This is a genomic window from Paenibacillus terrigena DSM 21567 (assembly GCF_000374845.1).
Taxonomy (GTDB): domain Bacteria; phylum Bacillota; class Bacilli; order Paenibacillales; family Paenibacillaceae; genus Paenibacillus_K; species Paenibacillus_K terrigena.
The window spans coordinates 626,354-639,179 of record NZ_KB895414.1 but is presented as its reverse complement, the minus strand read 5'-3'; the positions used below and the strand labels follow the sequence as shown (position 1 = coordinate 639,179).

Sequence of the window (12,826 nt, the reverse complement as noted above, 5' to 3'; positions counted from 1 at the left end):
ATAAGGATACCATAAAAGTCCGTGAAAGTCGCTTGACTTCGAGTCAACTCGAACTTCTATAATCCAGACATTACATATTTATGGATGGAGGATGAATGCTGATGATGAATCATCGTGTCATTGTAACGCGTTACGGAGGACCGGAAGTGCTCAAGGTGATAGAGGAGCCTTTGCGAACAGTAGGGTCGCAGGAAGTTAGGGTTCGCGTTCAGAGTGCGGGGGTTGCGCTTGCTGATATTATGCGAAGAGAGGGGAAATACCCGAAATCGCCTCTGCCTTTTTTTACCCCGGGTTATGATGTGGTTGGTATCGTTGATGAGGTGGGTGCGCAGGTAGAAGGATATCACCAAGGAGATCGCGTTGCAGCTTTCTTTGACGGTGTCGGTGGATATGCAGATTACGTGTATGCACAGGTGGAGGAGCTTGTCCCTGTGCCGGTAGAAGTCGATGCCGGCGCCGCGGTAGCAGCGATGCTGAACTATGTAACAGCATATCAAATGCTCTACCGGATTGCGGAGGTCGAAGTGGGAGAGCGAATCTTGATCCACGGCGCAAGTGGAGGGGTCGGCACTGCATTGCTGGAACTGGGCAGGTTAGCGAAGCTGGAGATGTACGGCACGGCATCGAGGTCGAAGCATGATGTCGTTGCGCAGTTCGGAGCCATTCCGATAGACTATATGCAAGAGGATTTCGTCGAGGTACTGCAGCAGGTGACACCCGGAGGCGTGGATGTTGTATTCGATCCGATTGGCGGAGCGAACTTCGAGCGGTCGCTTCAGACTTTAAGCCGGCAAGGGAGGTTCGTAGGTTATGGCTACACTTCGGTCTTGGCTGATGGCAAGCCAGAAGATTGGGTCAAGGATTGGACGAATCTTGCGTCTCGGGGAACAACCGATGCAGGCCAACCGATTCATGTCTATAGTATTACTGCGCTGCGCAGAGAACGATTGGACTGGTTCCGTGAGGATGCCGGGGTGGTGTTCACGTGGTTAGCAGCAGGCCGTATTAACCCGGTTATCTCTCAACGCATTCCGCTGCATGATGCGGCATATGCACAGGAATTGCTGGAGAAATCCCAATCTGTCGGTAAAATTGTACTGATTAACTGATACAGAAAGCGGGTGTGCGGTCTATGTATTCGATCCAACAAATATCTCAAATGACAGGCATTACGGCATACACCTTGCGTTATTACGAGAAAATAGGCATTCTTCCCAGCCCTGCACGGCATGACGGCAAGCCAAATGGGATACGGCGATATAGCGATCAAGACCTCTCGTATATTCGGTTCATCCATGGGTTGAAGCAGACAGGTATGAAGCTCGAAGATATTGCATCATTCACCGAAGACGGTTGCCTGCTGAAGCAGGATGGTGAGGGGATCGAAGATTTACCAGGAACGTTGCAGAAAAGAATGGCAATACTGGATCATCATATCGAATGGTTGAATCAGCAGATGGAGCAACTAGAGCGCGTGAAGGGGATCGCGGAGGATAAACGATCTTTTTATGCATCGCTGTTGCAGGATCATGCAGAAGTGTGAGCTTCGGAACGTGATGGAAAAAAGAGGGGCGAAAGCCCCTCTTTTTGATGATGATTGTCGTGTGGATGAGGTGTCTCTATCCGCTAACGAATCGTACGTTACTTATTGCCCGGAAAATAGCTTCTTTTTCAAGCTAACGAACTCTAGCGATGTTATTTCGTAAATTTTAGGTGGAATGTGGCGCTTTTGATGGGAATAACGATTCTGAGATTCATTACAATGTCAAAACACCTTTTTTGGACGAAATAAGCTTCATGGGGTTCGTTAGCCGTCCGGTGATACCGCGCTTTAGGATGTGCTAGCCGTACGGGTTAACCCCGATAAAATCCACCCTCCGAATGAATCACTTGTCCTGTGATCCAACCAGCATCCTCACTCGCCAGAAACGCGATCACACGCGCTGCATCTTCCGGAATACCGATTCGTCCCATGGGGCATTTCGGCAAGAGATGATCTCGGATCTCATCCGTCATCCAATTCGTATCGGTTGGCCCAGGGTTCACCGCATTGACCGTGATCCCAAGTGGCGCTAACTCCGCGGACAAAGATTGGCTGAACGCAGAGATGGCTGCTTTGGATGCCACATAAGCCAGATTCCCAGGCATCGGACCTAGAGCTTGACCCGACGTTAAATTGATAATTCGACCTGAAGATAAGTTCAATCGCTCGTAACGACGAGCAAACTCCACACTTAACAAGGACGTTGCTCTGACGTTCGTATAGTAATGATCATCGAGTGTCTTGGCATCGAGATCCATGTAGTTCGAGTCGATAGAATGGGCGGCGCAATTGATCAGAATCGTAGGGAAACCGAGCTGTTCTGATACGCTATCTAGCAACGAAGTGTGAGCATCGATCCGCGATAAATCAATCTCTATGCTTGCACATCGAACGCCCAGACGGGTGATCTCCTGTTGAAATACATCGGGCCATTCCGGCTCCGACTTCCAGTATGTAAAGAAAATATCGATTCCTTGCGCGGCTAGCCTGCGACAGATTGCAGCAGCGATACCGCGGTCATTGCTGGCCCCTGTAACGATGGCGATTTGACGGTGTAATTGTGTCATAACGTATTCCCTCCATAGGTTGAGGACGCGATCATGTAGGTCAATCGAGATGGTTTATTTCCGTCGAACAATAAAAAAAAGCAGATACACAAAGGTATCCGCGTAGTCGATGGATATATCAACCCCACCATGCAGTCCTTGTATGATGATAAAAAGGCATACCCCATAATATCTTCCAATTCAATAGAAATCAACTTAAAATAAGGGTTAGAGAATTGGTGACGAGAGGATGGACATGACTTGAAGGACGTACAAGCATACTACCAAACCTTCCAAGAGGAAATGGGCTGGGACAAGGTTGATCCACAAGATTTTCAATCCAGCAAGGAGTTCTTATTATACATTCACATGCTGTTAACGACGGAGGTCGCCGAAGTTGCTGAAGAATTCCGAACGATTCTCTATCGAACGAAAGACCTGACCGAGAAGGGGATGGCTCAGAATGCGGCTTTTTTACAGGCGAAGCAAGAAGTTCGTGAGAACTTAGGCAAAGAACTGGCTGATTGCCTGGCTTATCTCTGTAAATTAGCGAACTATTTCGAATATGACTTGGAAGATGAGCTTCGTTCGAAGTTGGATGAGATTCGGGTGAAGTATAACAAATAATGAACAATTAGAACCCAAAATCAAGTGATTTTCCGGTTTCCGCGATCGTCTTGATATTGCTTAGAATCATCCACCAAAACCGCTCTGTTTTGCCGAAGAGTGGGTTGTCCTCGGTCCAAGCATCGTTGATGAGATGCAATTGAGTACATGAACCGACTTGTTCAAGTGTTAAAGTTACGCGGCTTTCCATCTCTGCGTGCTGCGAATAGTGGGAGGGCCCAGGGTGGTCTGTATAGCTTAGGATCCGATACGGTTCATATGCCAGTATTTTTCCGTAAATATGGATAGTTTGCTCGCCATCAGCGCCGGGTCCTACGAACGTGATATCATCACCGATCTGATAGCTTGACCGGATGACCCCGCCCATGAAGGCGTGGAATGATTTCTCAGGATCGCACAGAACCTCCCATACCTGTTCAGGGTTTGTGTTGATGTAGAACGTATATTCCAGCTTCATGTGAAATACCTCCTCTATACGAGTTGAATTTCTCTCGAATACAGCGATCTTAACACGATGTCAGCTGGCATTCTTGTAAAAACGCGCTATGCTTCTTGCAATTGTAAAATTCGGTGCTGAGAGGTGAAGGGGATACCTATGGAACGTAATCCGAATCAGGGGATTCTACATTTTAATACAGGGAAAACCAAGTTTTCGATTTCTCGTTATCCTTCTTCCGGAGAGTTAGGGTTCTGGATACAACATTATTGGCTTATTGCGTGGGATTTGCGCGGACAGGAGCCATACACGCAAGAAGTCTTGCAGCATCCGGGGGTGAATATTGTTTTCGAACAGGGCAACTCTCGCATAAGCGGTATTGATCGCAGAAAGTCCGTTAATCTGCTCCAAGAAGAGGGACAGATTGTGGGTGTATTGTTCAGACCAGGTGCATTTTATAGTTTCTTTAAAACACCCGCAGCAACCTTGAACGATCACACCGCACCTCTTTCCGATTACTTCCCCATCGATTGTCGTACATTCGAAGAAGAACTATTTTCGCTAGAGGATCATGGGAAGAGAATTGAGATGGTGGAGCGATTATTGGTGCAATGGATGCCTGACCGCGATGAGACCATTGTTATATTGAACGATGTAATCAATGGCATTGTGAAAGATCGTGAAATTACGCAAGTCGAACATGTCGTGGAGCGGTTCGGCATGACGAAGCGAACGCTACAACGGTTATTTCGTCAATACATTGGTGTGAGTCCCAAGTGGATGATTCAACGATACCGAATGCATGAAGCGGGAGAGTTGATCGAGCAGGGCTTGGACCTGGCTCACTTGGCGATGGACCTTGGCTATACGGATCAAGCTCATTTCAGCAAAGATTTCAAAGCTGCGGTCGGCAAATCGCCGAGAGAATATGCGAAGAACAACAGGACGCTGCTAAGGGAATGAATGCTTCAATTCCACCCGCATGATCTGGGGCTATCGGCCCCTTTGTTATGCAATCATACTGTCCAGATTCGCTGAATGCTAGGCAAGCCATCGACGAAAGTAAGCTGATATACGTCAGGATTGGATAAAGCTTGCCACTCGAAGAACCCGTACCTATCATCAAAATGCTTAAGCAGCAGCGAAATCAAGTTACCGTGGGACACGATAACAGCATTCTTGCACGGTTGACCCAGAACATCCATAACGACTTGAACAGCGCGATGCATCGCCACGCGGCTGGATTCACCACCCTCATAACATAGATCCTGGTCATCATAGGTTGCACGGAGCATATCCATCCAATCGGGACAGTCCTGTCCTGATAAAATCCGCTCTGTTAAACGGTCATCCATACGAATGTCGATCCCTTGTTGATCTGCGAATGGTGCGATGGTATGGTAAGTCCGCACATAGGGACTGGATACGATATAATCGATATTTTTGTCTGCGAGGAATTCGGCGAGAGTCTGAGCTTGCTCGTTACCAATCTCGGTTAATGGAGCATCAGCGGCTTGTCCCGCTGCCTTGCAATGCCGGACGACATAGATATTTTTCATGCGTATGTACCTCCCTATAGTTATTTCAAGTGAAATACACGCTTTTGATGGAAATAGCGCTGCTGAGATTCGTTACAGCTTCAGAACACGTATTTTTGCCTAAATAAGCATTGTAGAGTTCGTTAGCCGCGTCGCACACCCGTAATCACAGAAACCGTCTGCTCCTCAACAAACTGATCAGCAGGGTTAATCGCTAACAGTGCAGTTCGGAGCTCGTCCTCGAATCGCTCCAGATCTTCGCCGAAGAAATGCCTAGCACCATAGGATGTGGAGTACAGATTGCCAACAATCGAATCAACGGTCCACGTGTGCGAATACGTCGGCAGTACGTGATTCTCGATGTTCCGATAACGTGATTTGGCTAACGTATCCTCATACCTTTCTGTCGGTGGTTGGTAGGTACGATTGCCCGCTCTTCTCTCGCTTCCTAGCCACCGCGCTACGACTTCATTGACCTTGAGCTGCCAAGGCAGTGGTTCGTGATTCTCTGAATCGTTGCCGATAATCACAATCCCGCCATTCACGTCCGTATGGTGATATAACATTTCGAGAACCGTTTCCCGGTCCATCCAGTGAAAAGCTTTGGCAATCGTGATGAGTCGAAATGGCCCCAAGTCATGCGCCTGCTCTTCCGCTTTGCCTTGCAGCCACCGTACGTTATCCACTCGATTGTCTATGGATAAGCGTCTCGCTTCATCCAACATTTCTGGTTCGGGATCGATTCCTACGATATCTTCGAACCAATCCTGAAACCGGAGCGCGAGCTGGCCCGTTCCACATCCAAGGTCAAGCAGCCGACCTTCGCCATCAAGTGAAAACTTGGCTACGATATATCGAACCAGCGATGCGGGATACAGCGGGCGGTATCTAGCGTAGTACCACGCCGTACCTTTAAAGAGATCTGCACCGTAATCGATCATTAATTGTTACACCTTCTTTCGAATCATATGGGGATTTAACCTATTCGGCAGGATCACCTGATTTCCTTTTTTTGGGGTGGTTCTTTTTCTTTTGTCCAAAATTTGTTGCGTATTTTAGACGATGTTTGCGGATTATAGGATTCTGTAAGCGGTATCATGCCTGATACAATAAACCTGTAAATAAAAAAACAAAAACATATCGGTTCAAGGGGGAAATAGCAATGAAGAAGGTTTCCATGCTGTTGATCGCATGTATGTTCGTTATGACGGCACTTACAGGTTGCGGCGGTGGTGAGAAAGAGTCTGCTTCGTCCAATAAACTTGTTGTTTACAGTCCGAATAGTGAAGAGATCATTAAGACCATTATCCCAATGTTCGAAAAGCAAACGGGAATTACCGTTGAGCTCGTAACAGCTGGAACGGGCGAAATTGTTAAACGCTTACAATCAGAGAAACAAAATCCTTACGCAGACGTGATGTTTGGCGGTTCGATGGCGGGCTATCTTGAGAACGCTAACTTATACGAGCCGTATGTATCGCCGAACGATGAATTCCTACTTGAAGGCCATCGCAATAAATCAGGCTTTGCTACTCCTTTTGTTTCAGATGGAAGCGTTCTCTTAGTGAATAAGAACCTGATCGGCAACATCAAGATTGATAGCTACGCTGACTTGTTGAACCCGGAGCTTAAAGGGAAAATTGCATCGGCCGATCCGGCAAGCTCAAGCTCCGCATTTGCACAGCTTACGAATATGCTGAAAGCGATGGGCGGCGACTATGAGAACGAGAAAGGTTGGAGCTATGTCAGCGAATTAATCAAAAACTTGGATGGTAAAATCGCGAGCGGTTCAGGAGCTGTTCACAAAAGCGTGGCTGACGGCGAGTACGTAGTTGGCTTGACCTATGAAGATCCAGCAAACACGTATGTTAGAAATGGTGCCCCTGTAGAAGTGGTGTACCCGAAAGAAGGCGCCGTATTCTTGGATGCAGCATCCGGTATTATCAAAGGCGCACCGCACATGGACAATGCCAAGAAATTTATCGACTTCATTCTATCTCAAGAAGCGCAGGATGCATTTGGCACACAATTAACGAATCGTCCACTACGTAAAGATACGAAGCTTGGCGACTATATGACACCGTACGACAAGATCAACATGATCAACGAAGACACGGATTATGTTAGTAAAAATAAATCCAAAATCATCGAGCACTACACGGATGTATTCACAAGCACAAAATAAACGAAAGAATTAGGTGACAACCATGACAGTAACGATTAACATCAAAGACTTAGTCAAAAAGTATGCAGATGCGACGGTCATTCCTGCGTTGTCTCTGGAGATTAAGAAGGGTGAGTTCTTCACCCTTCTCGGTCCTTCCGGATGCGGGAAAACCACACTATTACGGATGATTGCTGGCTTTAACAGCATTGAAGGCGGGACAATCAGCTTCAATGAACGGGTCATCAATCAGGTCGAACCGGGCAAACGGAACATCGGGATGGTATTTCAGAATTATGCGATTTTCCCTCATTTGACGGTCAAAGGCAACATTGCGTTTGGTCTTGAAAACCGGAAGATCCCCAAAGAACAAATCGCCGCTAAGGTCGATGATATTCTGAAGGTTGTACAAATCGAACAATACAAAGATCGGATGCCGAAGAATCTATCTGGGGGACAGCAGCAGCGTGTCGCGCTTGCTAGAGCGATCGTCATTCGTCCCGATGTGCTGCTCATGGATGAGCCTCTATCCAACCTCGATGCGAAATTACGGATCGACATGCGGAATGCGATCAAGGATATTCAGAGGGAAGTTGGGATCACAACCGTATACGTCACGCATGATCAAGAAGAAGCGATGGCTGTATCGGATCGAATCGCAGTCATGAAATCGGGGATCATTCAGCACCTGGGCACACCGCAAGAGATTTATCAACGTCCTGCCAATGTATTCGTTGCTACCTTTATCGGCCGAACGAACATTATTGAAGGCACCCTGGCGCAAGAGGAAGGCCGTTATTCCTTACAGATCGGTTCTGATTATGCCGAGCCAATGTCTAACATTCGCGTTCCTAAACCACAAGCTTCGCTGAAAGTACAAATTTCGGTTCGCCCGGAGGAGTTCATCATGACGGAGGACCAGAGCGGGATCCGAGTTACCATTGTACACAGCGTATTCTTGGGACAAAACACACATTATTTCGTAGATCTCGAATCGGGTCAGCGGATCGAAATCACGCAGGAATCGAAAACGAGTCAAATCCTTTCCCCCGGTGAAGTGATTTATCTGAAAGTCAAAACAGACAAGATTAATGTATACGATGCTGCGGGTGAATTGAACTACACAGGGAGCGGTCAGCTATGAATGATACGCGCAAACGGTTTGACATCTGGACGAACATTTCATTACTGATATTTGTCTTCTATATTCTCTTTCTAGCACTTCCGTTATTCACCATGTTGATTAAGAGTTTTTACAACGGCACGACAGGCGACTTTTCACTTGCGTATTTCACGAAATTTTTCAGCAAGCCCTATTATTTAACGGCACTATTCAACAGTATTAAAGTAACGGTCTGTGTAACCGCACTTTCTGCGCTGATTGCAACACCGCTGGCCTACTTGATGGCCACGGTCAAAATTAAAGGGAATTCTACGATCCGCATTATGATTCTGATCTCGTCGATGTCAGCACCATTCATAGGCGCTTACTCCTGGATCCTGCTATTAGGACGAAACGGCGTAATTACTCAATTCATCAAAAATGTTTTTGGGTTCACTATGCCTGATATATATGGGTTTACAGGGATTCTCGTCGTCTTAACGTTACAGATGGTTCCGCTTATCTTCATGTATGTATCCGGTGCGCTGAAGAATGTGGACCAATCGCTTATGGAAGCAACGGAAAGTATGGGTTACAAAGGCTTCAACAAAATGCGCAAGGTTCTGCTTCCATTGATTACACCAACCTTGCTCGCGGGCGGATTGCTCGTATTCATGCGCGCACTTGCTGACTTTGGTACACCGATGCTGATCGGTGAAGGGTTTAAAACCGTTCCCGTTCTTATCTTCAATGAATTTATTAGTGAGGTCGGCGGCGATGATGGGTTTGCTGCTGCGATCAGCGTCATTGTCGTACTCTTCGCTACCGTGATCTTCTTGCTGCAGAAATATGTATCCAATCGTAAATCTTTTACAATGAGCGCATTGCATCCGATTGAAGCGAAGAAGAAGTCGGGTATCGGTAATATTGTGGCTCACGTTGTGATCTATGCCTATACGATAATCGCGCTCTTGCCGCAGCTGTACGTTATTTATACATCTTTTCTCAAAACAAACGGTCGAATCTTTGTCGATGGGTACTCGTTGCAGAGTTACATCGATGCATTCAGCAATATCGGCGGCGTGATTGCCAATACGTTCTTCCTTGCGGTTGTATCCCTCGTCGTTATTATACTGCTTGCGATTCTCATCGCGTATGTAACGGTTCGCCGTAGAAACGCATTAACGAACACGCTTGATATATTCACGATGTTCCCTTATATCGTTCCGGGCTCTATCTTAGGTATTGCGCTGCTCATTACCTTCAACGATAAGCCGCTCGCATTAAGCGGAACCGCACTCATTATGATTATTTCCTTCGTGATTCGTCGTCTACCTTATACGATTCGATCGAGTGCAGCGATATTGCATCAGATCAACGGGGGCATTGAAGAAGCGGCGATCAGTTTGGGAGCTTCCCAGATGCGAACATTCTTCAAGATTACACTTCCGATGATGGTGGCGGGTGTCGTCTCGGGCGCTATTCTTAGCTGGGTTACTATTATTACGGAATTAAGTACCTCGATCATCTTATATACGGGGAAAACGAAGACGGTTACGGTTGCGATTTATACCGAAGTTATTCGAGGCAACTATGGCGTCGCTGCAGCGTTGTCTACCATATTAACATTGATTACCGTCATCTCACTGCTGGTCTTCCTCAAGCTGTCTGGGCAGAAGGAAGTATCGCTATAAAGCTCGTTCATATCATGCAAGTCGGCACCTGCGGTAAGAGGGTCGGCTTGTTTTGACATTTAGAGTTTATTACCATGGACGAATGTCTTTCTTTTTCCTTACACTGAATAGGAGAGGCGTAAGGTACATAGACGGATTTCATAGTCGGAGGACAGCATGAAACGTAGAAAACATCGCAATTTTAAAGAATCGACCCGTCGCTTGTTTCGTTTATATACGATGATTCCGTTTGCGATATTAATGGTTTTGTTCGTTATATTTACGATTGTCAACGGCAGAATCAACATCATGCAGAAAACGAATCAAGCTGCACAATCCATCAGTCATTCCATCACTGAAGTCTATCAACAATACCATGATGAGATTCAGCGGATGGCGGATTCTCCTGCCGTTGTGAACTATGTGAGTACACATTTGGGGAGCGAGAAGGTATACTCTGAATTCTATGATTTCAACAGCCAACAGAAGGTGAAGGGCATATTTCATATCTTGAACAAAGACGGGATTTTCCTCGCTACCTCTGCACCAACGGATCTATTGGATTCCGACTTTTCTTTCCGAAACTTCATTCACCGGGTAGAGATGCATCCGAATGAGACGATAGCTGAAATGAACAGTTTCCGGTACTCGCATGATCGGACTACAAGCTATTCGTTTGGCCGAGCGATCGTGAAAGATGGTCAGACGATTGGCTACATTGTCTATCAATTATATGAAGCCGATTTTCAGAAGCTGCTCTTTACGCAAAATAATGAAATCGCGTTGATTACCGATGAGTATAAGACGATCATTGCGACCACCAGTAACATTACCAAAGGGGTTCTAAACAAGTTCCAACCTATGCTGGATAATCAGGGACATGCCCAGATTAACAACGGAAGCTACTATATGTATTCCAAACCCATCCAAGGCACACCGCTGCAAGTATTTACGCTGAATTCCTATAATTCAGAGCAATACACGTACTATACCGTGGCTATCTTTATCGTAGCGACTTGTGTGTTGCTGTGGATTATGCTGCAATTCTTATCGAATAAAATGTCATCCCGAAATTCGGAGTCGATTGACAAATTCGTTGCTGCGCTGGACGTATTAAGAGATGGGAAGTTAGATGGTTATGTCGATATTCAGACGGGGGATGAATTCGAAACGCTGGGTCATGAGTATAATGCGATGCTGGATCGGCTGCAGGACTTGTTGGAGAGAAATAAAGAGCTGTCGGAACTGAGTACCATGATCGAAGTCAAACAATTGCAGGCGCAATTCCACCCGCATTTCATTTTTAACGTACTCGAAACCTTACGGTATGCGATCAAGATCGATGCAAATCAAGCACAAGAGATTGTAATCCTATTATCTCGCTTGTTGCGTTATAGTATCGGACATGATCGCAGCGTCAAGCTGAAGGATGATATGAATTATGTGCGCGATTACTTGAAGCTCCAGCAAATTCGATTCAATGAGCGACTCGAGTATCGCATTTCCGTCACGGAGGAGACGCAAGATATATGCATTCCTAAGCTTTTACTGCAGCCCTTTATCGAAAACGCTATCAAGTATGGGTATCAGAATCAGAGCAATGTCCTGATTGAGATTCGTGTTTATACGTCGGACGAACAGCTGATTCTTGAGGTTCAAGATCATGGTCAAGGGATGGATGAGAAGACATTGCAGGAAGTCAATCAGCTATTGCAAAGCCAGAACAACATGACGCAGCATATCGGACTGTACAACGTTCATCGTCGTCTAGTGCTTCTGTATGGCGAAGCGTCTGGGATTCGCATGAATAGCATCCAAGGAAAAGGTACCTGTGTGACCGTTACAATTCCTTTCGAAAGGAGTGGATCAGATGTTTAAAGTGCTGCTTGTTGAAGATGAAGATATGATAAGACGGGGCATTCGATTTAGTATCGATTGGTTGAAATATGATTGTATTGTGATCGAGGAGGGGCTGAACGGACAAGATGGGCTGCAGAAAATCTGCGAATACAAGCCTGATATCGTGATTACGGACATTAACATGCCCATTATGGACGGCATCTCCATGATTCGTGAGGGTCTTGAGAAGCATACCTTCAGCAGCATCATTATCTCGGGTTATAATGAATTTCATTTGGCGAAGCAGGCCATTCAGTTAGGTGTGACCGAGTTTCTCGTGAAGCCGCTAGAGGACGACCAGCTCATCGCAGCCTTGGAGTCGGCGAAGGCCAAAGTGGACCTTCTCCGCAAATACGAGATTATTTCTAATCATCCGCAAGAGAAAGAGGAGATCATTAACAGTCGGTTTCTGGAGAAAGAGACGAAGACTTCGAAGTATGTATCCAAGATGATCGCCTATGTGCAAGAGAATTACGCCCAAAAAATCAGCATTCATGACCTGGTTGAAGAGCTTGGCTTAAGCGCTTATTACTTGAATCAAAAATTCAAGGCCGAGACCAGTTATACGTTCAATGAATTCCTTAATCGCTACCGCATCCAAAAGTCGATCGATTTATTAAAAGCGGGGGACGGCAAAGTCTATACGATCGCACAGGATATCGGCTTCAGCGACTATAAATATTTTATCAGTATCTTCAAGAAATACGCCCACGGCACACCTAGCAAATACCTGGATTATTTCGGGGAGAAGGACATTTAGTACGGTGAAGCTTTGGAAATATTGAAAGGCGCCTTGCG

At 46.2% G+C, this 12,826-nt stretch carries 13 protein-coding genes; 9 read left to right on the top strand and 4 right to left on the bottom strand.

Annotated features, from left to right (window positions below):
• Positions 1–101: 101 nt before the first annotated feature.
• The gene (locus tag C558_RS0110985; RefSeq protein WP_018756319.1) at positions 102–1,109 is read left to right on the top strand and encodes a medium chain dehydrogenase/reductase family protein; all 1,008 of its coding nucleotides are present in this window, start codon (positions 102–104) and stop codon (positions 1,107–1,109) included.
• A gap of 23 nt (positions 1,110–1,132) precedes the next feature.
• Entirely contained in the window at positions 1,133–1,543 is a 411-nt protein-coding gene (locus C558_RS0110980; RefSeq protein WP_018756318.1) for a MerR family transcriptional regulator, read from the top strand.
• 311 nt (positions 1,544–1,854) lie between these two features.
• On the opposite strand, the gene C558_RS0110975 is transcribed toward C558_RS0110980, so the two are convergent.
• Positions 1,855–2,610 (bottom strand): SDR family oxidoreductase, encoded by a 756-nt coding sequence (locus C558_RS0110975; protein WP_018756317.1) that lies wholly within the window; start codon positions 2,608–2,610, stop codon positions 1,855–1,857.
• Between the two features lie 240 nt (positions 2,611–2,850).
• On the opposite strand from C558_RS0110975, the gene C558_RS0110970 reads away from it, so the two are divergent.
• Entirely contained in the window at positions 2,851–3,216 is a 366-nt protein-coding gene (locus tag C558_RS0110970; protein ID WP_018756316.1) for a MazG-like family protein, read from the top strand.
• A 7-nt stretch (positions 3,217–3,223) separates the two neighbouring features.
• Here C558_RS0110970 and C558_RS0110965 read toward each other — a convergent pair whose 3' ends face one another.
• Positions 3,224–3,673: an SRPBCC domain-containing protein gene (locus C558_RS0110965; RefSeq protein ID WP_018756315.1), complete on the bottom strand. Its 450-nt coding sequence runs from the start codon at positions 3,671–3,673 to the stop codon at positions 3,224–3,226.
• Between the two features lie 138 nt (positions 3,674–3,811).
• Between C558_RS0110965 and C558_RS0110960 the strand changes: the two genes are divergently transcribed.
• A complete protein-coding gene (locus C558_RS0110960) occupies positions 3,812–4,615 on the top strand; it encodes an AraC family transcriptional regulator (protein ID WP_018756314.1) in 804 nt (267 codons plus the stop codon).
• Positions 4,616–4,668: 53 nt separating this feature from the next.
• Here C558_RS0110960 and C558_RS0110955 read toward each other — a convergent pair whose 3' ends face one another.
• Together C558_RS0110955 and C558_RS0110950 are read right to left on the bottom strand one after the other, a co-directional pair.
• Positions 4,669–5,211, bottom strand: a complete 543-nt coding sequence (locus tag C558_RS0110955) for a histidine phosphatase family protein (RefSeq protein WP_018756313.1) — start codon at positions 5,209–5,211, stop codon at positions 4,669–4,671.
• 122 nt (positions 5,212–5,333) lie between these two features.
• Positions 5,334–6,131 carry a class I SAM-dependent methyltransferase gene (locus C558_RS0110950; RefSeq protein WP_018756312.1) on the bottom strand — a complete coding sequence of 266 codons (798 nt, stop codon included), beginning with the start codon at positions 6,129–6,131 and terminating at the stop codon, positions 5,334–5,336.
• Between the two features lie 221 nt (positions 6,132–6,352).
• Here C558_RS0110950 and C558_RS0110945 point away from each other — a divergent pair, with 221 nt between their 5' ends.
• From C558_RS0110945 to C558_RS0110925, 5 genes are all read left to right on the top strand, one after another.
• Complete coding sequence (locus C558_RS0110945; protein ID WP_018756311.1) at positions 6,353–7,375, top strand: ABC transporter substrate-binding protein; 1,023 nt, start codon at positions 6,353–6,355, stop codon at positions 7,373–7,375.
• A 22-nt stretch (positions 7,376–7,397) separates the two neighbouring features.
• Complete coding sequence (locus C558_RS0110940; protein WP_018756310.1) at positions 7,398–8,498, top strand: ABC transporter ATP-binding protein; 1,101 nt, start codon at positions 7,398–7,400, stop codon at positions 8,496–8,498.
• The gene (locus C558_RS0110935) at positions 8,495–10,150 is read left to right on the top strand and encodes an ABC transporter permease (RefSeq protein WP_018756309.1); all 1,656 of its coding nucleotides are present in this window, start codon (positions 8,495–8,497) and stop codon (positions 10,148–10,150) included. Before C558_RS0110940 ends, C558_RS0110935 begins: the two co-directional genes overlap by 4 nt.
• A gap of 156 nt (positions 10,151–10,306) precedes the next feature.
• Positions 10,307–12,007 (top strand): sensor histidine kinase, encoded by a 1,701-nt coding sequence (locus C558_RS0110930; RefSeq protein WP_018756308.1) that lies wholly within the window; start codon positions 10,307–10,309, stop codon positions 12,005–12,007.
• On the top strand, positions 12,000–12,788 hold the full coding sequence (locus tag C558_RS0110925; RefSeq protein WP_018756307.1) for a response regulator transcription factor: 789 nt from the start codon (positions 12,000–12,002) through the stop codon (positions 12,786–12,788). Before C558_RS0110930 ends, C558_RS0110925 begins: the two co-directional genes overlap by 8 nt.
• Positions 12,789–12,826 lie beyond the last annotated feature (38 nt).

What these genes read in the sequence shown, in the direction of transcription:
- C558_RS0110985 (WP_018756319.1), top strand. Translation starts at nt 102, where the DNA reads ATGATGAATCATCGTGTCATTGTAACGCGTTACGGAGGACCGGAAGTG.
- C558_RS0110980 (WP_018756318.1), top strand. Translation starts at nt 1,133, where the DNA reads ATGTATTCGATCCAACAAATATCTCAAATGACAGGCATTACGGCATAC.
- C558_RS0110975 (WP_018756317.1), bottom strand. Translation starts at nt 2,610, where the DNA reads ATGACACAATTACACCGTCAAATCGCCATCGTTACAGGGGCCAGCAAT.
- C558_RS0110965 (WP_018756315.1), bottom strand. Translation starts at nt 3,673, where the DNA reads ATGAAGCTGGAATATACGTTCTACATCAACACAAACCCTGAACAGGTA.
- C558_RS0110960 (WP_018756314.1), top strand. Translation starts at nt 3,812, where the DNA reads ATGGAACGTAATCCGAATCAGGGGATTCTACATTTTAATACAGGGAAA.
- C558_RS0110955 (WP_018756313.1), bottom strand. Translation starts at nt 5,211, where the DNA reads ATGAAAAATATCTATGTCGTCCGGCATTGCAAGGCAGCGGGACAAGCC.
- C558_RS0110950 (WP_018756312.1), bottom strand. Translation starts at nt 6,131, where the DNA reads ATGATCGATTACGGTGCAGATCTCTTTAAAGGTACGGCGTGGTACTAC.
- C558_RS0110945 (WP_018756311.1), top strand. Translation starts at nt 6,353, where the DNA reads ATGAAGAAGGTTTCCATGCTGTTGATCGCATGTATGTTCGTTATGACG.
- C558_RS0110940 (WP_018756310.1), top strand. Translation starts at nt 7,398, where the DNA reads ATGACAGTAACGATTAACATCAAAGACTTAGTCAAAAAGTATGCAGAT.
- C558_RS0110935 (WP_018756309.1), top strand. Translation starts at nt 8,495, where the DNA reads ATGAATGATACGCGCAAACGGTTTGACATCTGGACGAACATTTCATTA.
- C558_RS0110930 (WP_018756308.1), top strand. Translation starts at nt 10,307, where the DNA reads ATGAAACGTAGAAAACATCGCAATTTTAAAGAATCGACCCGTCGCTTG.
- C558_RS0110925 (WP_018756307.1), top strand. Translation starts at nt 12,000, where the DNA reads ATGTTTAAAGTGCTGCTTGTTGAAGATGAAGATATGATAAGACGGGGC.